Annotated in this window: 22 protein-coding genes; 11 read left to right on the top strand and 11 right to left on the bottom strand. The window is 71.0% G+C overall.

Annotation, left to right across the window (positions count from 1 at the left end):
• Positions 1-10: 10 nt before the first annotated feature.
• From ACL06G_RS12385 to ACL06G_RS12350, 8 genes are all read right to left on the bottom strand, one after another.
• Positions 11-340, bottom strand: a complete 330-nt coding sequence (locus tag ACL06G_RS12385; protein WP_412786643.1) for a metal-sulfur cluster assembly factor — start codon at positions 338-340, stop codon at positions 11-13.
• A complete protein-coding gene (sufU, locus tag ACL06G_RS12380) occupies positions 337-804 on the bottom strand; it encodes a Fe-S cluster assembly sulfur transfer protein SufU (protein ID WP_412786644.1) in 468 nt (155 codons plus the stop codon). The genes ACL06G_RS12385 and sufU overlap by 4 nt, the downstream gene beginning before the upstream one ends.
• A 22-nt stretch (positions 805-826) precedes the next feature.
• A complete protein-coding gene (locus ACL06G_RS12375; RefSeq protein WP_412786645.1) occupies positions 827-2,083 on the bottom strand; it encodes a cysteine desulfurase in 1,257 nt (418 codons plus the stop codon).
• A complete protein-coding gene (gene sufC, locus ACL06G_RS12370; RefSeq protein ID WP_412786646.1) occupies positions 2,080-2,844 on the bottom strand; it encodes a Fe-S cluster assembly ATPase SufC in 765 nt (254 codons plus the stop codon). The genes ACL06G_RS12375 and sufC overlap by 4 nt, the downstream gene beginning before the upstream one ends.
• Before the next feature lie 7 nt (positions 2,845-2,851).
• Positions 2,852-3,193: a non-heme iron oxygenase ferredoxin subunit gene (locus ACL06G_RS12365; RefSeq protein ID WP_412786647.1), complete on the bottom strand. Its 342-nt coding sequence runs from the start codon at positions 3,191-3,193 to the stop codon at positions 2,852-2,854.
• A complete protein-coding gene (gene sufD / locus ACL06G_RS12360) occupies positions 3,190-4,371 on the bottom strand; it encodes a Fe-S cluster assembly protein SufD (RefSeq protein WP_412786648.1) in 1,182 nt (393 codons plus the stop codon). Before sufD ends, ACL06G_RS12365 begins: the two co-directional genes overlap by 4 nt.
• A gap of 172 nt (positions 4,372-4,543) precedes the next feature.
• Positions 4,544-5,965 carry a Fe-S cluster assembly protein SufB gene (sufB, locus tag ACL06G_RS12355; RefSeq protein ID WP_412786649.1) on the bottom strand — a complete coding sequence of 474 codons (1,422 nt, stop codon included), beginning with the start codon at positions 5,963-5,965 and terminating at the stop codon, positions 4,544-4,546.
• Entirely contained in the window at positions 5,962-6,807 is an 846-nt protein-coding gene (locus ACL06G_RS12350) for a helix-turn-helix transcriptional regulator (protein ID WP_412786650.1), read from the bottom strand. Before ACL06G_RS12350 ends, sufB begins: the two co-directional genes overlap by 4 nt.
• A 167-nt stretch (positions 6,808-6,974) precedes the next feature.
• Here ACL06G_RS12350 and ACL06G_RS12345 point away from each other — a divergent pair, with 167 nt between their 5' ends.
• The 4 genes from ACL06G_RS12345 to ACL06G_RS12330 all read left to right on the top strand — a co-directional run bounded on the left by ACL06G_RS12345 (position 6,975) and on the right by ACL06G_RS12330 (position 10,325).
• Positions 6,975-7,901 (top strand): ABC transporter ATP-binding protein, encoded by a 927-nt coding sequence (locus ACL06G_RS12345; RefSeq protein ID WP_412786651.1) that lies wholly within the window; start codon positions 6,975-6,977, stop codon positions 7,899-7,901.
• Positions 7,898-8,707, top strand: a complete 810-nt coding sequence (locus ACL06G_RS12340) for an ABC transporter permease (RefSeq protein WP_412786652.1) — start codon at positions 7,898-7,900, stop codon at positions 8,705-8,707. The genes ACL06G_RS12345 and ACL06G_RS12340 overlap by 4 nt, the downstream gene beginning before the upstream one ends.
• Positions 8,708-8,815: 108 nt before the next feature.
• A complete protein-coding gene (locus tag ACL06G_RS12335) occupies positions 8,816-9,820 on the top strand; it encodes a COX15/CtaA family protein (RefSeq protein WP_412835889.1) in 1,005 nt (334 codons plus the stop codon).
• Positions 9,821-9,935: 115 nt separating this feature from the next.
• A complete protein-coding gene (locus tag ACL06G_RS12330; RefSeq protein ID WP_412835882.1) occupies positions 9,936-10,325 on the top strand; it encodes a hypothetical protein in 390 nt (129 codons plus the stop codon).
• A gap of 78 nt (positions 10,326-10,403) precedes the next feature.
• On the opposite strand, the gene ACL06G_RS12325 is transcribed toward ACL06G_RS12330, so the two are convergent.
• Positions 10,404-11,345, bottom strand: coding sequence for a heme o synthase (locus ACL06G_RS12325; protein ID WP_412786654.1), 942 nt, complete (start codon positions 11,343-11,345; stop codon positions 10,404-10,406).
• Positions 11,346-11,736: 391 nt separating this feature from the next.
• Here ACL06G_RS12325 and tkt point away from each other — a divergent pair, with 391 nt between their 5' ends.
• From tkt to ACL06G_RS12290, 7 genes are all read left to right on the top strand, one after another.
• Complete coding sequence (tkt, locus tag ACL06G_RS12320; protein WP_412835881.1) at positions 11,737-13,809, top strand: transketolase; 2,073 nt, start codon at positions 11,737-11,739, stop codon at positions 13,807-13,809.
• Positions 13,810-13,851: 42 nt separating this feature from the next.
• A complete protein-coding gene (gene tal, locus ACL06G_RS12315; protein WP_412786656.1) occupies positions 13,852-14,970 on the top strand; it encodes a transaldolase in 1,119 nt (372 codons plus the stop codon).
• Positions 14,971-14,976: 6 nt separating this feature from the next.
• Positions 14,977-16,503 carry a glucose-6-phosphate dehydrogenase gene (gene zwf / locus ACL06G_RS12310; RefSeq protein ID WP_412786657.1) on the top strand — a complete coding sequence of 509 codons (1,527 nt, stop codon included), beginning with the start codon at positions 14,977-14,979 and terminating at the stop codon, positions 16,501-16,503.
• Positions 16,500-17,636 carry a glucose-6-phosphate dehydrogenase assembly protein OpcA gene (opcA, locus tag ACL06G_RS12305; RefSeq protein WP_412786658.1) on the top strand — a complete coding sequence of 379 codons (1,137 nt, stop codon included), beginning with the start codon at positions 16,500-16,502 and terminating at the stop codon, positions 17,634-17,636. The genes zwf and opcA overlap by 4 nt, the downstream gene beginning before the upstream one ends.
• Positions 17,633-18,418 (top strand): 6-phosphogluconolactonase, encoded by a 786-nt coding sequence (pgl, locus tag ACL06G_RS12300; protein WP_412786659.1) that lies wholly within the window; start codon positions 17,633-17,635, stop codon positions 18,416-18,418. The genes opcA and pgl overlap by 4 nt, the downstream gene beginning before the upstream one ends.
• A 128-nt stretch (positions 18,419-18,546) precedes the next feature.
• The gene (locus ACL06G_RS12295) at positions 18,547-19,959 is read left to right on the top strand and encodes a HEAT repeat domain-containing protein (RefSeq protein ID WP_412835880.1); all 1,413 of its coding nucleotides are present in this window, start codon (positions 18,547-18,549) and stop codon (positions 19,957-19,959) included.
• 164 nt (positions 19,960-20,123) lie between these two features.
• Positions 20,124-20,990, top strand: coding sequence for a peptidoglycan-binding protein (locus ACL06G_RS12290; protein ID WP_412835879.1), 867 nt, complete (start codon positions 20,124-20,126; stop codon positions 20,988-20,990).
• An 87-nt stretch (positions 20,991-21,077) separates the two neighbouring features.
• On the opposite strand, the gene ACL06G_RS12285 is transcribed toward ACL06G_RS12290, so the two are convergent.
• Both ACL06G_RS12285 and ACL06G_RS12280 read right to left on the bottom strand, forming a co-directional pair.
• On the bottom strand, positions 21,078-21,878 hold the full coding sequence (locus ACL06G_RS12285) for an ABC transporter permease (protein ID WP_412786662.1): 801 nt from the start codon (positions 21,876-21,878) through the stop codon (positions 21,078-21,080).
• A gap of 13 nt (positions 21,879-21,891) precedes the next feature.
• Entirely contained in the window at positions 21,892-22,128 is a 237-nt protein-coding gene (locus tag ACL06G_RS12280) for a hypothetical protein (protein ID WP_412786724.1), read from the bottom strand.
• Positions 22,129-22,203 lie beyond the last annotated feature (75 nt).

Raw genomic sequence — 22,203 nt, 5'->3', positions numbered from 1 at the left:
GGAGCGGCGCTCAGACGTTGAAGCCCAGTGCCCGGAGCTGCTCGCGACCGTCGTCGGTGATCTTGTCCGGACCCCACGGCGGCATCCAGACCCAGTTGATCTTCAGCTCCTTGACGATGCCCTCGGTCGCGGACTTCGCCTGGTCCTCGATGACGTCGGTCAGCGGACAGGCCGCCGAGGTGAGCGTCATGTCCAGGGTCGCCACGTTGTCGTCGTCCACGTGAACGCCGTAGATCAGTCCGAGGTTGACGACGTCGATGCCCAGCTCGGGGTCGACGACGTCGTAGAGCGCCTCGCGGACCTCTTCCTCGCCCGCCGGCTTGGTGGTGGTCTCGGTCATGAGGTCTTCTCCTTCACCGCATCCTCGCCCAGTGCCTGGGCGGTGGCGTCCTTCCATGCCATCCAGCTGAGCAGCGCGCACTTCACCCGTGCCGGGTACTTGGACACGCCCGCGAAGGCGACCGCGTCGTCGAGGACGTCCTCCATGGCGTCGTCCGGCTCGAGCTGCCCCCGGGACTGCATGAGCTCCAGAAAAGTCTCCTGGATCTCGCGGGCCCTGCTCAGCTCCTTGCCGACCAGCAGCTCGTTGAGCACCGACGCGCTGGCCTGACTGATGGAGCAGCCCTGGCCCTCGTAGCTCACGTCGGCCACGGTGTCGCCCTCGTACCGCACCCGCAGGGTGATCTCGTCACCGCACGTCGGGTTGACGTGGTGCACCTCGGCGTCGCCTTCGCGCAGGCCGCGCCCGTGCGGGTTCTTGTAGTGATCCAGGATCACTTCCTGGTACATCGAGTCGAGCTTCACGCCTCGTCCTTACCCGTCGTCCTCAGCCGAAGAAGTTCCGTACGTGCTCCAGCCCGTCCACCAGGGCGTCGACCTCGGCCGGCGTGGAGTACAGGTAGAACGACGCTCGCGTGGTCGCAGGAATTCCGTACCGCAGGCAGACGGGTCGCGCGCAGTGGTGACCGACCCGGACCGCGATGCCCTGTTCGTCCAGCACCTGCCCCACGTCGTGCGGGTGGATGTCGCCCAGGGTGAACGAGAGCGCGGCGACACGGTCCTCGGCCGTGTTGGGGCCGATGATGCGCAGGTCGGGGACATCGTTGAGCCTGTCCACGGCGTACTCGGTCAGCGCCTGCTCGTGCCGGGCGACCCGGTCCATGCCGATCGCCGACAGGTAGTCGACGGCCGCACCGAGCCCGACCGCCTGCGCGATGGGAGGGGTGCCCGCCTCGAACTTGTGCGGCGCGGGCGCGTAGGTCGAGGAGTGCATCGAGACCGTCTCGATCATCTCCCCGCCGCCCAGGAACGGCGGCAGGTCGTCGAGCAGCCCCTGCCGTCCCCAGAGCACACCTATACCGGTCGGGCCGCACATCTTGTGGCCGGTGAAGGCCACGAAGTCGGCCTGGAGGGCCTGCACGTCCACCGGCATGTGCGGGGTGGCCTGCGAGGCATCGATCACCACCAGCGCGCCGACCTCCTGGGCACGGCGCACGATCTCCTCGACCGGGTTGTGCGTGCCGAGGATGTTCGAGACCAGCACGAACGAGACGACCTTGGTCTTCTCGGTGATGATCTCGTCGATCCGGGAGAGGTCGAGGCGGCCCTCGTCGGTCAGACCGAACCACTTCAGCTTCGCGCCGGTGCGCTGCGCCAGCAGCTGCCACGGGACGATGTTGGAGTGGTGCTCCATCTCCGTGATGACGATCTCGGACTCGTGCGAGACCCGGTACGGCTCGTCGGCCCAGCCGAGCATGTTGGCGACCAGGTTGAGCGACTCGGAGGCGTTCTTGGTGAACACCACCTCGTCGCGGCTCGGGGCGTTGACGAACGACGCCACCTTGTCGCGCGCCCCCTCGTACAGCGCCGTGGCCTCCTCGGCGAGGACGTGCACGCCGCGGTGGACGTTCGCGTTGTGCCGCTCGTTGTACTCGGCCATCGCGTCGAGGACCTGCCGCGGCTTCTGCGAGGTCGCCGCGTTGTCCAGATACACGAGTCGCTGCCCGTCGTGGACCGTGCGGTCCAGGATGGGGAAGTCCTTGCGGAGCGCCTCGGTGTCGAGGAGGCCCGGCAGCTGTGTCACGCGGTCACCTCTCCCTTCACGTACTCCTCGTAGCCCTCGGCCTCGAGCTTGTCGGCAAGCTCGGGACCGCCGGACTCGGCGATGCGGCCCTTGGCGAAGACGTGGACGTGGTCGGGCTTGATATAGCGCAGGATACGCGTGTAGTGGGTGATCAGCATGGTGCCGACCTCACCGTGCTCCCGGACGCGGTTGACGCCCTCGGAGACGACCCGCAGCGCGTCGACGTCGAGACCGGAGTCGGTCTCGTCGAGCACGGCGATCTTCGGCTTGAGCAGTTCGAGCTGGAGGATCTCGTGGCGCTTCTTCTCACCGCCGGAGAAGCCCTCGTTGACGTTCCGCTCGGCGAACGCCGGGTCGATCTGGAGGCGCTCCATGGCCTCCTTGACCTCCTTGACCCAGGTGCGCAGCTTCGGGGCCTCGCCGCGGATCGCGGTGGCGGAGGTGCGCAGGAAGTTCGAGACGGAGACGCCGGGCACCTCGACCGGGTACTGCATGGCGAGGAAGAGGCCGGCACGGGCGCGCTCGTCGGGAGTCATCTCGAGGACGTCCTCGCCGTCGAGCTTCACCGAGCCGCCGGTGATCGTGTACTTGGGGTGGCCGGCCAGCGAGTAGGCCAGCGTCGACTTGCCGGAGCCGTTCGGACCCATGATCGCGTGGGTCTCGCCCTGCTTCACGGTCAGGTCGACGCCACGGAGGATCTCGCGCGAACCGTTCTCGGTGTCGACGGAGACGTGCAGGTCGTTGATCTCAAGCGTTGCCATGGGGAACTCAGGACTCCTGGGTGACGGAGACGAGCACACCCGCGTCGGGGCCGTCTCCTTCGATCTTGACGGGGTATACGGGGACGGGTCGGGTCGCGGGCAGGCCGGAGGGCTTACCGGTGCGCAGGTCGAAGCTGGAGCCGTGCAGCCAGCACTCGATCTGGCAGTCCTCCACCTCGCCCTCGGAGAGCGAGACGTTCGCGTGGGAGCAGATGTCGTAGATCGCGAACACCTCTCCCTCGGTGCGGACCACCGACACGGGAGTGCTGTCGATCTCCACCCGCTTGGGGGTGTCCTCCTCCAGCTCGCCCAGGGTGGCGACGCGGACGAAACCGGCTGCGTCACTCATGCGACGGACGCCTCCAGCTCTTCCTCGATCTTGGCGATGAGGCGCTCCTCGACGTCGGGCAGGCCGATCTGCTGGACCAGTTCGGCGAAGAAGCCGCGGACCACCAGGCGGCGGGCCTCCTTCTCCGGAATGCCGCGGGCCATCAGGTAGAACAGCTGCTCGTCGTCGAAGCGTCCGGTGGCCGAGGCGTGACCGGCCCCGACGATCTCACCGGTCTCGATCTCCAGGTTGGGGACCGAGTCGACCCGCGCGCCGTCGGTGAGGACGAGGTTGCGGTTGAGCTCGTAGGTGTCGGTGCCCTCGGCGGCCTTGCGGATCAGGACGTCGCCGATCCACACGGCGTGGGCCTCGCTGCCCTGCAGGGCGCCCTTGTAGGCGACGTTGCTGCGGCAGTGGGGGCTCTCGTGGTCGACGAACAGCCGGTGCTCCTGGTGCTGGCCGTCGTCGGTGAAGTAGACGCCGTACAGCTCGGCCTCGCCGCCGGGGCCCGCATAGGTGACCCGGGGGTTGAGCCGGACCACGTCGCCGCCGAAGGTGACGACCACGGACTTGAAGGTGGCGTCGCGGCCGACCAGCGCGTCGTGCTGGGAGCAGTGCACGGCGGTGTCGTCCCAGTCCTGCACCGACACGACGGTCAGCTTGGCGCCGTCGCCGAGGACGTACTCGACGTTGGCGGAACGGACGCCGTCGCCGGTGTGGTCGATGACGATCACGGCCTCGGCGAAGGCACCGAGCTCGAAGACGGTGTGCCCGTAGGTCACGCCGCCCTGGCCGTGGAGGGTGACGCGGATCGGCTCGCCGAGCACCGACTCCTTCGGCACCGAGACGACGGTCGCCTTCTCGAAGGAGCTGTACGCCTGGGCGGCGACCCGGTCCACGGGGGTGCCGGCCCGGCCGAGGCGGGCGTCGTCACGGGCCACGGTCTCCACCGTGACGCCGTCGGGGGCGGAGACCTCCGCCTTGAGGGAGCCCGAGGCCTCGGCGGAGCCGTCGTGCAGGCCCTTGAGCCGCTCGAGGGGAGTGAAGCGCCACTCCTCCTCGCGGCCGTGCGGCACCGGGAAGTCGGCCACGTCGTAGGACGGCTCGGCGCTCATCCTGGTGGCGACGGTGGACTCGTCGGCCACCGCGATGCCGCCGGAGGCGGTGGAACCCGCCGGAATGTTCTGACTCTCAGCCATGGCTGTCGTCGTGCTCTCTTTCTGCCTTCGGTCTTCTCCGCCCGCCTCCGGGCGCCTGCGGGGGCCGGGGTCACCCCCGGCTCCGGTGACGTGCGGCACGGGTGCGGGCCACGGCCCTCCGGTGGAGGACCGCGACCGCGCACCGGGCGGCCGTCGGGTCGCGCCGGCGGCGTCAGCCGACCGCGCCCTCCATCTGCAGCTCGATCAGCCGGTTGAGCTCCAGCGCGTACTCCATGGGCAGTTCCTTGGCGATGGGCTCGACGAAACCGCGCACGATCATCGCCATGGCCTCGTCCTCGGAGAGGCCGCGACTCATCAGGTAGAAGAGCTGGTCGTCGCTGACCTTGGAGACGGTGGCCTCGTGGCCCATCGTCACGTCGTCCTCGCGGACGTCGACGTACGGGTAGGTGTCGGACCGCGAGATGGTGTCCACCAGCAGCGCGTCGCAGAGCACGTTGGACTTCGAGCCCTCGGCACCCTCGCCGATCTCGATCAGGCCGCGGTAGGAGGTGCGACCGCCGGAGCGGGCCACCGACTTGGAGACGATGTTCGAGGAGGTCCGCGGCGCCATGTGGACCATCTTGGCGCCGGCGTCCTGGTGCTGGCCCTCGCCCGCGAAGGCGACGGACAACGTCTCGCCCTTGGCGTGCTCGCCCATCAGGTACACGGCCGGGTACTTCATCGTCACCTTGGAGCCGAGGTTGCCGTCGACCCACTCCATGGTCGCGCCCTCGTAGGCCACGGCGCGCTTGGTGACCAGGTTGTAGACGTTGTTCGACCAGTTCTGGATGGTCGTGTAGCGGCAGCGGCCGCCCTTCTTGACGATGATCTCCACAACCGCGGAGTGCAGCGAGTCCGAGTCGTAGATCGGCGCCGTGCAGCCCTCGACGTAGTGCACGTAGGCGTTCTCGTCGACGATGATCAGCGTCCGCTCGAACTGGCCCATGTTCTCGGTGTTGATCCGGAAGTAGGCCTGCAGCGGGATGTCGACGTGGACGCCCGGCGGCACGTAGATGAAGGAGCCTCCGGACCACACGGCGGTGTTCAGCGCGGCGAACTTGTTGTCGCCCGCCGGGATCACGGTGCCGAAGTGCTCCTGGAAGATCTCCGGGTGCTCGCGCAGCGCGGTGTCGGTGTCCAGGAAGAGGACGCCCTGGCTCTCCAGGTCCTCGCGGATCTGGTGGTAGACGACCTCCGACTCGTACTGCGCTGCGACACCGGCCACCAGGCGCTGCTTCTCCGCCTCGGGGATACCCAGCTTGTCGTAGGTGTTCTTGATGTCCTCGGGCAGGTCCTCCCAGGAGGCGGCCTGCTTCTCCGTGGAGCGGACGAAGTACTTGATGTTGTCGAAGTCGATACCGCTCAGGTCCGAGCCCCAGGTGGGCATCGGCTTCTTCTCGAACAGCTTGAGGCCCTTCAGACGCAGCTTCAGCATCCAGTCGGGCTCGTTCTTCTTGTCCGAGATGTCACGGACGACGTTCTCGTTGAGCCCGCGCTTGGCGGCGGCGCCGGCGGCGTCGGAGTCGGCCCAGCCGTACTCGTACCGGCCCAGGCCCTCGAGCTCGGGGTGGGCAGTCTCCGTGGGGAGAGTCATGCGGGGTTCCTCCCGGCCGTTTCTTTCGCAGATGCTGTGGTGGCTGTCGTGGCGTTCGGACTGCTGTCGCGGTCGGTCCCGCCGTCGCTCGGGTTGGTGGTCGTCGGCGCCTGCGCCTGGGGCACGTAGGTCGTGCACACCCCGTCGCCGTGGGCGATGGTGGCGAGGCGCTGCACGTGCGTTCCGAGCAGGCGGGAGAAGACCTCGGTCTCCGCCTCGCACAACTGCGGGAACTGCTCGGCGGTGTGCGCCACCGGGCAGTGGTGCTGGCAGAGCTGCTCTCCCGTCGCGGCAGGAGCACTGCGCGCGGTGGCAGCGTACCCGTCCTCGGTGAGGGCCTCGGCCAGCACGGCGGTGCGTTGCGCGGGCGGCACCTCCTGCAGGGCCTCCCGGTACCGCTCCGTCTGCGCCCGGACGCGGGCCCGGGCGAACGCCGCGACCGCGGCCTCGCCCTCGGCTCCACCACCGGCACTGTCGGCGATCCAGCGCAGGGCGTCGGCGGCGAGCTGGTCGTAGGCCTGGTCGAAGGCGTCCCGACCGGCGTCGGTGAGCGCGAAGACCTTGGCCGGCCGACCACGCCCCCGGCTGCCGTACACCCGCTGCGCGCGGGCCTCGACGACCCCCTCGGAAACGAGGTGGTCGAGGTGCCTGCGGACGGCCGCCTGGGTGAGTCCCAGCCGCTCGGCCAGTTCGGCGGCGGTGGACGGACCGTGGTCCAGTACGGAACGGGCCACCTTGTTACGGGTGCCGTGCTGCTCGTCCTGGGAGCCGGGCACGGGGGAGCCGCCGGCGGCCGGTCCGGCCGTCGTGCGGGGCTCCTGCGTCTCGCCCGTCTTTTTCACAACGTCATTGTTGCGTAATTCTTCGGACGCAGGCAAGCCCGGCTGTGACGTGCAGCAATGGCATGCATCACGCAAGGTAAGCCTTGCCTCACCCGACCTCACCCGACCTCACGCGCCCCGTGAACCCCGCTGACCGGCGCGGTCGCGGGCTCCCTAGACTTCCCCGTATGCGCAACGCACCGGCTGTCGAGATCGCGGGCCTGGTCAAGCGGTACGGCAGTACGACCGCGGTGGACGGACTCGACCTCACCGTCGAACGCGGCTCCGTGACCTCGGTACTCGGCCCGAACGGAGCCGGCAAGACCACCACCGTCGAAACCTGCGAGGGATTCCGCCGGCCCGACGACGGCCACGTTCGGGTCCTCGGCCTCGACCCCGTCACCCGGACGGCCGAACTGCGCCCGCGACTCGGCGTGATGCTGCAGAGCGGCGGCGTCTACCCCACCGCCCGCGCCCAGGAGATGCTGCGGCACCTAGCCGCCCTGCACGCCCACCCCCTCGACACCGGGGCGCTCACCGAACGCCTCGGGCTGGGCGGCTGCGGCCGGACCCCCTACCGGCGGCTCTCCGGCGGCCAGCAGCGCCGCCTGGCACTCGCCATGGCCGTCGTCGGACGTCCCGAACTGGTCTTCCTCGACGAGCCGACGGCCGGACTCGACCCGCAGGCACGCCGCGCCACCTGGGACCTCGTGCGGGAACTCCGCTCCGACGGCGTCACCGTGGTGCTCAGCACCCACCACATGGAGGAGGCCGAGGAGCTCTCCGACCACGTCGCGATCGTGGACGGCGGTACGGTGATCGCCGAGGGCACCCCCGAGGAGCTGTGCCGCGGCGGCGCCGAGAACACCCTGCGCTTCACCGGGCAGCCCGGTCTGGACCTCGCCTCGTTGCTGAAAGCCCTCCCCCCGGACACCGGCGTCGCCGAACTCAGCCCCGGCGGCTACCGGCTCACCGGCACCGTCGACCCGACCCTGCTCGCGACGGTCACCTCCTGGTGTGCACAGAACGGCGTCATGCCGGACCGCATCACGGTCGAGCGCCGCACCCTGGAGGACGTCTTCCTGGAACTCACCGGCAAGGAGCTGCGCGGATGACCGCCCCGGACGAAGGCACGTTCACCCCGCGCCCCGGAGCCGCACCGCTGCCCCGCATGATCGCCGCGCAGGCGGCGTTGGAGACCCGCCTGCTGCTCCGCCACGGCGAACAACTGCTGCTCACCGTCGTCATCCCCACCCTCGTGCTGGTGCTCTTCGGGACCCTCCACATCGTGGACCTGCCGGCCGGAACCGCGGCGGACGGCGGCGACGCCGCCGCACGGGTCGACTACCTGGCCCCCGGCGTCCTGGCGCTCGCGGTGCTGTCCACCGCCTTCACCGGACAGGCCATCGCCACCGGCTTCGAACGACGCTACGGCGTACTCAAACGGCTCGGCGCGTCGCCGCTCCCCCGCTGGGCACTGATGGCCGCCAAGTCCGGCGCGGTCCTGGTCACGGAAGCCCTCCAGATCACGCTGCTCTGCGCGGTGGCCCTCGCCCTCGGGTGGTCACCGGCCGGCAGTGCGGCAGCGGCGGCGGCACTGGTGCTCCTGGGCACGGCCGCTCTCTCCGGTCTGGGCCTGCTCATGGCCGGCACGCTGCGCGCCGAGGCCACCCTCGCCGCCGCCAACCTCGTCTTCGTACTCCTGCTGTTCGGCGGTGGCGTCGTCGTGCCCCTGTCCACGTTCCCCACCCCGCTCACCGCGGTGCTGGAGCTCACCCCCGTCGCCGCCCTCTCCGACGGCCTGCGGCAGGTGCTGCAGGACGGGTCCGGCACCGGCACGCCGTGGGGCGACCTGGCGGTACTCGCCGTGTGGGCGGTGCTGGGGCTCGGAGCGGCGGCGCGCTTCTTCCGCTGGGAGTAACGCGCACCTCCGGCGGACAGCGGACCGTCGGAGCAGAGGCACCGGTCGAACCCCGACCCTTGTGAAGGCACGCACAAGTCGCCTGCCTACCATGTGCGGGTGCCGAACATGCTCGAACTGGTACGCAACCCCGTCGCGTACATCGCCGCCCGCTGGACCCCCGACCAGCGGACTCTTCAACGCGCCACCGCGTCCTCCCTGGTGATGAGCGTGCTCATCGTGGTCACCGGAGGCGCGGTGCGGCTCACCGGTTCCGGTCTGGGCTGCGACACCTGGCCCAAGTGCAGCGACGACAGCCTGGTCGCCACCGCCGAGATGGGCATGCACGGCGCGATCGAGTTCGGCAACCGGATGCTCACCTACGTGCTGTGCGCAGCGGTCGGCTGGGCCATCGTCGCCACGCGCAGCGCCGAACCGGCGCGACGCGGGCTGAGCCGCCTGGCCTGGGCGCAGTTCTGGATCGTGATGTCCAACGCCATGCTCGGCGGCGTCGCGGTGCTCAGCGGCCTCAACCCCTACACCGTCGCCGGCCACTTCGTCGCGGCCAGCGCCCTGGTGACCGTCGCCGCGGTGACCTGGCTCCGTGCGCGGGAAGGGGACGGCGCGCCGCGGCCGCTGGTGGGCGGGCCGGTGCGGCAGCTGGTGCGGCTGCTCACCGGGGTCACGGCCGCGCTGATCGTCATGGGAACCGTCGTGACCGGCGCCGGGCCACACGCGGGCGACAGCAGCAACGTGCCGCGGATGCCCGTGGACTGGGAGTTCGTCGCCCGGATCCACTCCGCCCTGGCCTGGCTGGTACTGGCCCTGGCGCTGCTCACCTGGCTGTCGCTGCGCGTCTTCGACGCACCCCGGGGTCCCCGCGCCCGGATCCGCGAGCTGCTCGTGGTGCTGGCGGTGCAGGGAGCGATCGGCTACGCCCAGTACCTGCTGGAGCTGCCGGAGGTCCTGGTGGGCCTGCACATGCTGGGGTCCACGCTGATGTGGATCGCGGTGGTGCGGCTGCTCCTCTCGCTGCGGGAGCGCGGCGCGCCCGGCGGGCAGGCTCACGGGCCGGTGACCGTCCCCGAGGAGGAGGCGGTAGCCCTCGCACCGTCCGGCGGCCGGAGCGCGTAGCGGCACCGTTCGGGTGCCAGGACGCGGAACGTCGCCGCTACGGAACGCTGTGGCCTGGATCTCCCCCGCGTGCGGTCCCGTGACCTGCACGCATACCCGTCGGTAGCATGCGGGTATGGCAGAGACACAACACGCGGAGGACGCCGCGGACGAGACGACCGCTTCCGCCGAGAGTTCCCGCCCGTCCGGCTCCGGCAGGGACGCACGCCGGGTGGCCCGATTGGCCAGGCGGATCAACGCGTTCGCAGCCGCCCACGGAGGCGGCGCGGAGGGCCAGATCGCCTACCTGGGGCAGCGCGGCGCGCGCATCGTCCTGGTGGGCGAGAACGGCGACTGGGGCGACCTGGTGGCTCCCTCGCAGAAGATCGCGGAACAGGCCGTGGAACGGGCGGGCATCACCGTCCACGAGACGTTCGACGGCGCGATGGCGGAGAAGGTGCGGACAGGGCGCTACGAGTGGTCGCGCATGGCCGGCATCCAGATCGGCGGAGCGTCCAACGGCTGACGCCGGTCCCGACATGCCGGGTGCCCGGACGCGACGCGTCCGGGCACCCGGCATGTCGGCCGGTGCGGCGCGTGTCCGTCAGCGCAGGAAGGGGTCGATCGCCACGGCGAGGAAGAGCACCGAGACGTAGGTGATCGACCAGTGGAAGAGCCGCATCTCCTTGAGCTTCGCACCGGTGAGGCCGGCCTTGGCGCGACCCTGGAGGGCGTGCGCCTCCCACAGCCACCAGCCGCCCGCCAGCGCGGCGACCAGCGGGTAGAACCAGCCGACGTGACCGAGCGGCCAGAGCAGCAGCGACACGCCGACCATGACCCAGCTGTAGACGACGATCTGCCGCGCGACAACGGTGTTGGCCGCGATCACCGGAAGCATCGGGACGCCGACGCGCGCGTAGTCGTCCTTGACCTTCATCGAGAGCGGCCAGTAGTGCGGCGGCGTCCAGAAGAAGATCACCAGGAACAGCACCACGGCCGCCCAGCTCAGGTCGTTCGTCACCGACGACCAGCCGATGAGCACCGGCATGCAGCCGGCGATGCCGCCCCACACGATGTTCTGCGAGGTCCGCCGCTTCAGGAGCATCGTGTAGACCACGACGTAGAACAGCAGTGCACCGAGCGACAGGGCGGCGGAGAGCCAGTTGACGAGCAACCCGAACCAGAGGGTCGAGACCACTGCGAGGGACAGGCCGAAGACGAGCCCCTCGCGCGGCGACACGATGCCCGTGACCAGCGGACGCTGCTCGGTGCGGTGCATCAGCGCGTCGATGTCCCGGTCCAGGTACATGTTCAGTGCGTTCGCGCCGCCCGCGGAGAGATAGCCGCCGAGGCACGTGAAGAGGACCAGCAGCAGATCGGGCACGCCCTGAGCGGCGAGGAACATCACCGGGATGGTGGTGATGAGCAGCAGTTCGATGATGCGGGGCTTGGTGAGGGCGACGAACGCCTTCACCCGGGTACCGAACGAACGGGGGACGGTGCTGCCCTCGAGCACGCCCGCGGGACGGGATTCGACGGCCGTCACGAACACCCCTGATACGTCATCGATCGAACGAGCCACCGGTCTTCGCGTGGACACACGCGCCCCGGGCGTCAAGATCCTGGGGAGGGCTCGCACCTACCACGCCACTCTAGACGCCCGCCATACCTCGATCGTCGCGGGGGTCCCACGTGTTCGGTACGCCGCCGACCGTCCGCTGCCCGGAACACGTGAGCGGGGCGTGGTCGTTCTCCGGTGGGAGCACGCCGTGGGGCACGTCTGCGCGGATGAGAGAGGGCGCGCCCGTACGAGAAGTCGCCTTCCCACTCTTCGAGCAGGTCGCGAGCGGGACACGGCGCAGCGGTACGCTCGACAACGCCCGGTGCACACCGTCCGTCACCGGCCCTTCGACATGTGAGAGGAGCCCTGACGCAGGGTGAGCGAGAAGCCGACCACCACAGATCTCGAATGGACCGACCTGGACCAGCGAGCCGTCGACACGGTGAGGGTCCTGGCCATGGACTCCGTGCAGAAGGTCGGCAACGGCCACCCCGGCACGGCGATGAGCCTGGCCCCTGCCGCCTACCTGCTCTTCCAGAAGCTGATGCGGCACGACCCGGCCGACGCCGACTGGACCGGGCGCGACCGGTTCGTGCTCTCCGTGGGCCACTCCAGCCTGACGCTCTACATCCAGCTCTACATGGCCGGCTACGGTCTGGAGCTCGACGACCTGAAGGCCTTCCGCACGTGGGACAGCCTCACACCCGGGCATCCCGAGTACGGCCACACCCGCGGCGTGGAGACCACCACCGGCCCGCTCGGGCAGGGCGTGGCCAATGCCGTGGGCATGGCGATGTCCGCCCGCTACGAGCGCGGACTGTTCGACCCGGACACGCCGAAGGGCGAGTCGCCGTTCGACCACACGATCTGGTGTCTCGCCGGCGACGGCGACATTCAGGAGGGCATCTCCTCGGAGGCGTCCTCACTGGCCGGGCACCAGAAGCTCGGGAACCTCGTGCTGCTGTGGGACGACAACCACATCTCCATCGAGGGCGACACCTCCGGTGCGATCTCCGAGGACACCGTCGCCCGCTACGAGGCCTACGGCTGGCACGTGCAGCGCGTCGAGCCGCTGGAGAACGGCGACCTCGACCCGGTCGCGCTGCACGCGGCCCTGGAGGCGGCGCGTGCGGAGACCGAGCGGCCGTCGTTCATCGCGGTCCGGTCCATCATCGCCTGGCCGGCGCCGCACGCGCAGAACACCGGTGCCGCGCACGGCGCCGCGCTCGGCGAGGAGGAGGTCGCGGCCACCAAGCGTGTGCTGGGCTTCGACCCCGAACAGCACTTCCAGGTCGACGAGGACGTGCTGGCCCACGTCCGCAGGGCCGGGGACCGGGGCCGTGAGCTGCGGGCCGAGTGGGACAAGCAGCTCGCCGCCTGGCGCAGCGCCAACCCGGAACGGAGCGCGGAGTACGACCGGATCCGCGCCGACGAGCTGCCGGAGGGCTGGGAGCAGAAGCTGCCGGCCTTCGAGGCCGGCAAGGACATGGCGACCCGCAAGGCCTCCGGCGCCGTGCTGAAGGCCCTGGGCCCGGTGATCCCGGAGCTGTGGGGCGGCTCCGCCGACCTGGCCGGCTCCAACAACACCACGTTCGCGGAGACGTCTTTCCTGCCGGAGGGGAACCGGCTCCCGCACGCCAGCCCGTACGGCCGCACCGTCCACTTCGGTATCCGCGAGCACGCGATGGCCGCGGCCATGAACGGCATCGCGCTCCACGGCAACACGCGCATCTACGGCGGAACGTTCCTCACGTTCTCCGACTACATGCGCAACTCGGTGCGCCTGGCGGCGCTCATGAAGGCGCCCGTGACGCACGTGTGGACGCACGACTCGATCGGCCTGGGCGAGGACGGCCCCACCCACCAGCCGGTCGAGCACCTGGCGGCACTGCGCGCCATCCCGGGCCTGAAGGTGGTCCGGCCGGCGGACGCCAACGAGACCGCGATCGCCTGGGCGGAGATCCTGCGCCGCCACAAGCCCGACCCGGCGCCCCACGGGCTGGCCCTGACCCGGCAGAACGTCCCGACCTACGAGGCGAACGAGGCGGCCGCCAAGGGCGGCTACGTCTTCGCCGAGGCCGAGGGCGGCAGCCCCGAGGTCCTGCTGATCGGCACCGGTTCCGAGCTGCAGCTGGCCGTGGAGGCACGGGAGCAACTGCAGGCCCGGGGCGTGCCGACGCGCGTGGTGTCCATGCCGTGCGTGGAGTGGTTCGAGGAGCAGGACCGTGCGTACCGCGAGTCCGTGCTGCCGCCGCAGGTGCGGGCGCGGGTCGCCGTGGAAGCCGGGATCGCGCTGACCTGGTGGCGCTACGTCGGTGACGCCGGCCGGGTGATCTCTTTGGAGCACTTCGGCGCGTCGGCGGACTACAAGACGCTCTACAGGGAATACGGCATCACCGCGGAAGCCGTGGTCGAGGCCGCCGGAGAGTCCCTCGAAGCCGCCCGCTGACGACGCCCACCCCGCACGCAAGAAACAGGAGGAGAGCATCCCATGACGGAGGCACTCAAGCGCCTGTCCGACGAAGGCGTCGCCATCTGGCTGGACGACCTGTCGCGGAAGCGCATCACGTCCGGCGAGCTGGCCGAGATGATCTCGGAGCAGCACGTGGTGGGCGTGACCACCAACCCGACGATCTTCCAGAAGGCGATCTCGGCGGGTGACGGTTACCAGGAGCAGGTCGCGGACCTGGCGACCCGCGGCGTCACCGTCGAGGAGGCGGTACGCATGATCACCACCGCCGATGTGCGGGACGCCTGCGACATCCTGCTGTCGCTGAACGAGGCGACCGGCGGCCGGGACGGCCGGGTGTCCATCGAGGTCGACCCCCGGCTCGCGCACCGGACCGACGCGACCGTGGCCGAGGCCAAGCAGCTGGCCTGGCTGGTGGACCGGCCCAACGCGTTCATCAAGATCCCGGCGACCCGGGCGGGCCTGCCCGCCATCACCGAGACGATCGCGCGCGGCATCAGCGTCAACGTCACGCTGATCTTCTCGCTGGAGCGCTACCGCGAGGTGATGGACGCCTACCAGGCCGGGCTGGAGAAGGCCGACGCGAAGGGCCTGGACATCTCCCGCATCCAGTCGGTCGCGTCCTTCTTCGTCTCCCGCGTGGACACCGAGATCGACAAGCGGCTGGAGGCGCTGGGCACCGACGAGGCGAAGGCCCTCAAGGGCAAGGCGGCCGTCGCCAACGCGCGCCTGGCGTACCAGGCCTTCGAGGAGGTCGTCGCCGGGGAACGCTGGCAGGCACTGGCCGGGAAGGGCGCCAACGTCCAGCGGCCGCTGTGGGCCTCGACCGGCGTGAAGGACCCGGCCTACCCGGACACCCTCTACGTCACCGAACTCGTCGCCCCGCACACCGTCAACACCATGCCGGAGGCCACGCTGGAGGCCACCGACGACCACGGCGAGATCACCGGCGACACGGTGCGCGGCACGTACGAGCAGGCCCGGGCCGACCTGGATGCCGTCGAACAGCTGGGCATCTCCTACGACGAGGTCGTGCAGCTACTCGAGGACGAGGGCGTGGAGAAGTTCGAGAAATCCTGGACGGACCTTCTCGAGTCCACCGAGGCGGAGCTGAAGCGCCTCGCTCCGAAGGGGGCGTAGGAACCAGTGAGCAGCGCGGTCAACCCGCTGCGTGACGCACAGGACCGACGGCTTCCGCGCATCGCGGGGCCGTCGGGCCTGGTCATTTTCGGCGTCACGGGGGATCTTTCCCGCAAGAAGCTGATGCCGGCGGTGTACGACCTGGCCAACCGCGGCCTGCTGCCGCCCGGGTTCTCCCTGGTGGGCTTCGCCCGCCGGGACTGGGAGCACGAGGACTTCGCACAGATCGTGCACGACGCGGTCAAGGAGCACGCACGCACGCCGTTCCGCGAGGAGGTGTGGGAGCAGCTCGCGGCCGGAATGCGCTTCGTGCCCGGCGTGTTCGACGACGACACGGCGTTCGCGACACTGAAGTCGACGATCGAGGAACTGGACAAGTCCCGTGGCACCGGCGGCAACTTCGCCTTCTACCTGTCCGTGCCGCCGAAGTTCTTCCCCACCGTCGTGGCGCAACTGGAGAAGCACGGCCTGAACCGCGGCGAGGGCGACAGCTGGCGGCGCGCCGTCATCGAGAAGCCGTTCGGCAACGACCTGGCGAGCGCGCAGGAGCTGAACCGGACGGTGCACGGCGTGTTCCGCGCCAGCGAGGTCTTCCGCATCGACCACTACCTCGGCAAGGAGACCGTCCAGAACATCCTGGCGCTGCGGTTCGCCAACACCATGTTCGAACCGCTGTGGAACCGGTCGTACGTGGACCACGTGCAGATCACCATGGCCGAGGACATCGGCATCGGCGGCCGCGCGGGCTACTACGACGGAATCGGCGCCGCGCGCGACGTCATCCAGAACCACCTGCTGCAACTGCTGGCGCTCACCGCGATGGAGGAGCCCTCCTCCTTCGACGCCAAGGCGCTGGTCACCGAGAAGCTGAAGGTCCTCAACGCGGTCGAACTGCCGAAGGACCTGGAACACTCCACGGTGCGCGGCCAGTACGCCGCAGGATGGCAGGGCGGCAGGAAAGTGCCCGGCTACCTCGACGAGGAGGGCATCGACCCGAAGTCGGTGACCGACACCTACGCGGCGATGAAGCTCCACATCGACAACCGCCGCTGGGCCGGTGTCCCGTTCTACCTGCGGACGGGGAAACGGCTGGGCCGGCGCGTCACCGAGATCGCGGTGGTCTTCCAGCGGGCACCGCACTCCCCCTTCGGCACCACCGACACCCAGGAGCTGGGGCAGAACGCCCTGGTCATCCGGGTCCAGCCGGACGAGGGCGTGACGATCCGCTTCGGATCGAAGGTGCCGGGCACCCAGATGGAGATCCGGGACGTGACGATGGACTTCGCCTACGGCGAGTCGTTCACGGAGTCGAGCCCGGAGGCGTACGAGCGCCTGATCCTGGACGTGCTGCTGGGCGACTCCAACCTCTTCCCCCGTCACCAGGAGGTCGAGCGGTCCTGGGAGATCCTCGACCCGATAGAGCGCCACTGGGCGCGCGGCGGCAATCCGGAGCAGTATCCGGCCGGTACGTGGGGCCCGGCCGCGGCGGACGAGATGCTCGCGCGAGACGGACGGAGCTGGCGACGGCCATGAACATCGATCTGACGGACACCACGTCGAGCCGGATCAACGCGGCGCTGGTCCAGGCACGTCGGGCCAGTGGCTCGCCGGCCATCGGCATGGTGCTGACCCTGGTGATCGTCACCGACGAGGGCAACCACTACGACGCGCTGAAAGCCGCCGGCGAGGCGTCGAAGGAGCACCCGTCCCGCATCCTGGTCGTCGTGCGCCGTCCGGGCCGGTCGCCGCGCGACCGTGCGAAGGCGCGGCTCGACGCCGAGGTGCGGATGGGCCCGGAGGGCGGCGCCGGCGAGACGGTACTGCTGCGGCTGCACGGCGAACTGGCCGCCCACAGCTACAGCGTGGTGCTGCCGCTGCTCCTGCCGGACGCCCCGGTGGTGGTGTGGTGGCCCGAGGACGCCCCGGAGTACCCGTCGAAGGATCTCCTCGGCACGCTCGCGCAGCGCCGCATCACCGACGCCTCCGCCACGGAGGACCCCGTGGCGGCGCTCACCCTCCGGTCGGAGACCTACGCCCCCGGGGACACCGATCTGGCGTGGACGCGGGTCACGCCGTGGCGCAGCGTGCTGGCCGCGGCGCTCGACCAGAAGCACACGAGGATCACCTCGGCCGAGGTGGAGGGCGAGGCGTACAACCCCTCGACCGAACTGCTGGCGTTGTGGCTGGCCGCCCGGCTGGGCGTGCCGGTGGACCGGGCCGTCTCGGACGGGCCGGGCATCACCGCCGTCCGCATGCACACGGCCGACGGTGTGATCTGCCTGGACCGGCAGCACGGCTCGCTCGCGGAACTCGCGGTGCCGGGCCAGCCGGACCGGCACGTGGCGCTGCACCGGCGTTCCACGGCCGAGCTGATCGCCGAGGAGCTGCGGCGCCTCGACCCGGACGAGGCGTACGAGGAGGCGGTGCGCTTCGGCGTCGACCGCATCCGCGTCGTGCCGCCCGGCTCGGGCGGTGACGCCGAGGGCGCGCCGGGCGGCGGCGCCGGGAGCGGCGACGGCGGCACACAGCAGGAAGCACCGCGGGACGACGCATCCGACGGCGCGGGGAGCGGAAGCAGGGCCGCGGCGAAGGGCACATCGAAGAAGTCCGGCTCCGGGTCCGGCTCGGGCTCCCGGCGCGGCGGTTCGAAGGCGGCGAAGTCATGAGCAGCACCCCGCAGGTGGTCGTCCATCACGACCCGCGCGAGATGGCGCAGGCGGCAGCCGCGCGCCTCCTCGCCCGTCTCGTCGACACCCAGGCCGCACGCGGCACCGCCTCCGTGGTGCTCACGGGCGGCCGGAACGGCAACGGCCTGCTGGCCGCGATGGCCCGGTCCCCCGCCCGCGAGGCCGTGGACTGGTCGCGGCTGGACGTCTGGTGGGGCGACGAGCGGTTCCTGCCGGAAGGGGATCCGCAGCGCAATGTCACCCAGGCGACCGAGGCGCTGCTGTCCTCCGTGCCGCTGACCCCGGACCGGGTCCACGCGATGCCCGCCTCCGACGGTCCGCACGGCAACGACGCCGACGCCGCGGCAGCCGCCTACGCGCAGGAACTCGCCGAGGCGGCGGGCCCGGAGAGCCGCACCGGTGTGCCGGCGTTCGACGTGCTGCTGCTCGGAGTGGGCCCCGACACGCACGTGGCCTCCCTGTTCCCCGAGCACCCCGGAGTCCGGGAGACGGAACGCACCGTCGTGGGCGTGCACGGGTCCCCGAAGCCGCCACCCACCCGGATCTCGCTGACGCTGCCGGCGATCCGCTCGGCCCGCGAGGTGTGGCTGCTCGCGGCGGGCGAGGACAAGGCGGACGCCGCGGCGCTGGCCCTGTCCGGTGCCGGGGAGCTGCAGACTCCTGCCGCGGGCGCCCGCGGCACGGCCCGCACCCTGTGGATGCTCGACGCGGCGGCCGCCGCCCGGCTCCCCCGCGACCTGTACCCGTCGGCGTCCGCCTGAGGGCTCTGCTCAGCCGGTGGCGCGCGGCCCCGTGCCGCGCGCCACCGCCGGTATTTCGGGTGATCGCAGCCCCGCCGGCGCTCTACCCTCCCCGGAGGAGAACCGGTACCACCCCGGGGGCACGACACATGGACAGCGAGCACGACAGACCGGCCGCGGCACGCCTGCACGACGGGACGCCACCGGCCGACGCGTTCGACACCCGCGATCCGCAGGCCTGGTTGGCACTGGACCAGGAGGTGAGAGAGGACGCCTTCCGCCACGGGCCGGCATCCCCCTCCACACGGAGCCTGATTTTGCGCGGCAGCGACCCGGTGGACCACGGAGAGGCGTCCGCCGCGCTCGCGCTCTGCCACCGGGACGGCCGGGTCCGGGAGCGGACCCTGGAACGGGCCGCCGCGTACCCGAACCTGCTGCCACTGGTGGCGATCCGCTGCACCGACTGGGTGGAACCCGTCCGCAGTCGTGCGCGGCAGCTGCTGCGGGAAGCACTCGACATCGGCACGGCGGTACGGCTTGCACCACTCCTCCTGCTCCTCGGCCGACGCGGCCGAGGAGCCGCCGGGCTCGCCCTGCTCCACGAGACGCTGGCCCCGGCCACCGCCGAGCAGCTCGCGCCGCTGCTCGAGGGAACGGACCGCACGGCACGGCGGTTCGCCCACCGTCTCGCCGTGGCACAGGGCCTCCTCCCTCCCCTCGCACTGGCGCGTACGGCCGTGCGGGGCGACGACACGGTCGTGCAGAACCTCTGCGCCGAGGCCGCGTTCACGACGGCCGGACCGGGCGAGGAGGACGAGGTGATCGCCACACTCCTCTCCGCCCGCGACCCCGGCGTCCGTTCCGCCGGTGTCACCGCGCTGCGGCGCAGCGGGCGGCCGGAGGAGGCGGAGCACTTCCTCACCGACCGCTCCGGCCTGGTCCGGGCCTGCGCCCGGTACGTGCTGCGGCAGCACGGCACGGACCCGCGTGCGCTGTACCTCGCCCACCTGCGGACACCGGACGACCCGTCGCTGCCGCCCGCTGCGGCGGTCGGGCTGGCCGAGTGCGGCGACCGGTCGGACGCGGACCTGCTGCGGAGACTTCTCGTCCACCCGGTTCCCGCGGTGCGGGCGCGCACGGTGGCCGGGCTGCGCCTGCTGGATTCGGCCGAAGCCGGTCGGCTGTGGCCGCTGCTCGACGACCCGTCGGCCGCCGTCGTCCGCGAGGTGGCCGTCACGCTGCTCCCCGCTGCCGGCGAACTTCCGCAGGACGCCCTGACGGAACGTCTCGGTCCCGGACTGCCACGGCACGTGCGCGCAGCGGCCTTTCGTCTCCTGCACCGCGTCGGCGGCGTCGTCCGCCTGAGGGCCGCGACCGCGCTGCTGGACGACCCGGATGCACGGCTGCGTCGCCGGGCCGAGGCGGCGGTGCAGCAATGGTCTCCGTCGGAACAGGTGCCCTGGGGAAGTGCCGAGGTCGGTGAGCTGCTCGACCGGAGCGGGCACCTGCTGTCCCCCTACGTCCTGGACAGGCGGAAGCGGGAGGCGGGACTGCGGAGCTGACGTTCCCTGAATTCTCCGGCAGGAGCGGGTACAACACCGGGGACGGCCACGGCACCCGGCCGTGGTGCCGTCCCGGCGCCCCAGCTCTCCGCAGGCTCACCGCGCACCGCCGGGGGAGCCTCCGGAGAGCCGGGCCTGCCGCGTCGCTGGGAAGGGAGACCCGCATGGCGACACCCCTGAGTGCCTCGCGCTTCCTCGAGATTCTGCGGAACGAAGGACTGGAGGTCCACGAATACCGTGACTGGCGTACCCACAACCGCAACCACAAGGGCGCCTGGGGCCCCATCAACGGGGTGATGATCCATCACACCGTCACCCGCGGCACGGACGCCACGGTGAGGCTGTGCTACGAGGGCCACTCGACGCTGCCCGGGCCGCTGTGCCACGGGGTCATCGCCAAGGACGGCGCGGTGCACCTCGTCGGGAACGGCCGCGCCAACCACGCGGGGCTCGGCGACGACGACGTGCTGCGCGCCGTCGTCCGCGAATTGCCGTCCCTCCCCCGGGACAACGAGGCCAACACCGACGGCAACGCCCGCTTCTACGGTTTCGAGTGCATCAACATGGGCGACGGGGAGGACCCGTGGCCGTCCGCCCAGCTCGAGGCCATCGAGAAGGCGTCCGCGGCGATCTGCCGTGCCTACGGCTGGAACGAGCGGTCCGTGATCGGGCACCACGAGTGGCAGCCCGGCAAGGTCGATCCCCGCGGCTTCCGCATGATCGACATGCGCAGGCGCGTCGCCGACCGCCTCGGCCGGGACCCCGAGGGCCCTACGCAGCCGCGGTACCAGCCGTACCCCGGGGCGGACTTCTTCCACATCGGGCAAACCAGCCGCGTCATCACCCACATGGGCCGGCGTCTGGTCGCCGAGGGCTGCGGACGCTACCGGGTCGGCCCCGGTCCGCACTGGACGCAGGTGGACCGGGATTCCTACGCCGCCTGGCAGCGCAAGCTGGGCTACTCCGGCTCCGACGCCGACGGCATCCCGGGGCCGACGAGTTGGCGGAAGCTCGCCGTCCCCCACATCTGAGGGGACGGCGGCGAGTGCCGATCCGCCCGGACCGCCCCGTGGGCAGTCCGGGCGGATCGGTGCACCACCGACGCGCTTATCCGGCCGTCAGAGAACGTCCCGCCGGCGCAGCAGCCACGCCGCGAGCCCGGCGAAGACGCACGCGTAGGCGGCGACCATCAGCGTCGCCCGGCCGGAGCCGGCCAGTTCGGCCACACCGGGGGTGTCGGCCTGCGCCCCGAGGGAAGCAGCGAGCGATCCGGCGTTGTCCCCGGGCAGCCAGAGCCTGGCAGCATCGACCCAGCCCAGCAGCGGGGCCGCGAGCGAGATCACGAGGTTCTGGACGACCAGCACCCACACCAGTCCCAGGCCGATCGGCAGTGCCAGCCCGCGCAGCGCCACCGCCAGCAGCGCCCCCAGGGCGGCCCACATCAGGGCGATCAGCCACCCCGCACCCAGACCGACGACGAGGTCGGCGGCCGACGGCCACGCGATCGGCTCGCCCTCGGCCGCCGCGATGGCGGCACTGGTGACGGCACCGGTGACGAAGAGGGTCACCACGAACCCGAGCGCGGCGGCGGCGAGCGCGGCCAGTTTTCCGCCGAGGACGGCGAGCCGCGACGGGTTCTGCGTCAGCACCGTCTTCCACGTGCCCCAGCCGTACTCCCCGCCGATCGCGAGCGCACCGAGGACCAGCAGGATCGCACCCAGGAAGACCGGAAGTCCGCCCAGGGAGTTGCCGACCAGCTCTCCCGGCAGGATGGCGTCCAGACCGCGCTCGCTGTTCGGCACGCCCTGCGCGGCGCCGGTGACGCCCGCGAGCGGAATGAAGTAGCCGAACGTCAGACCGAGCGCCACCGCCACGGCCAGCAGGGCCCAGTGGGCCGGCCGGCGGACCAGCTTCGTCATTTCCGCGATGCTGCTACCCCACATGGCCCGTCACCTCTCCGGTCAGTTCGAAGAACACCTGTTCCAGGTCCCGTTCCTTGGTGCGGAGTTCACCGACGGCGACGCCCTCCCGCACCAGCAAGGCGTTGATCTCCGCCGCACGCTCCGCTCCGACGCTCAGGTCGAGCCCGCCCTCGACCACCTCCACACGCCCGGCTCCGAGCAGTCCGGTCACCGTTTCCTCCGCCCGGTCGAGCGGTTCGGCCGCCACGTGCAGAACCGTCCCGCCGCGGAGTTCCGCGACCGTGCTCTCCGCGACCAACCGTCCCCCGCGAGAGCACTCCGA

It is taken from the genome of Streptomyces callyspongiae, assembly GCF_047200695.1.
In the GTDB taxonomy this organism is placed as follows: Bacteria; Actinomycetota; Actinomycetes; order Streptomycetales; family Streptomycetaceae; genus Streptomyces.
This window is presented reverse-complemented; position numbering and strand designations above follow the sequence as displayed.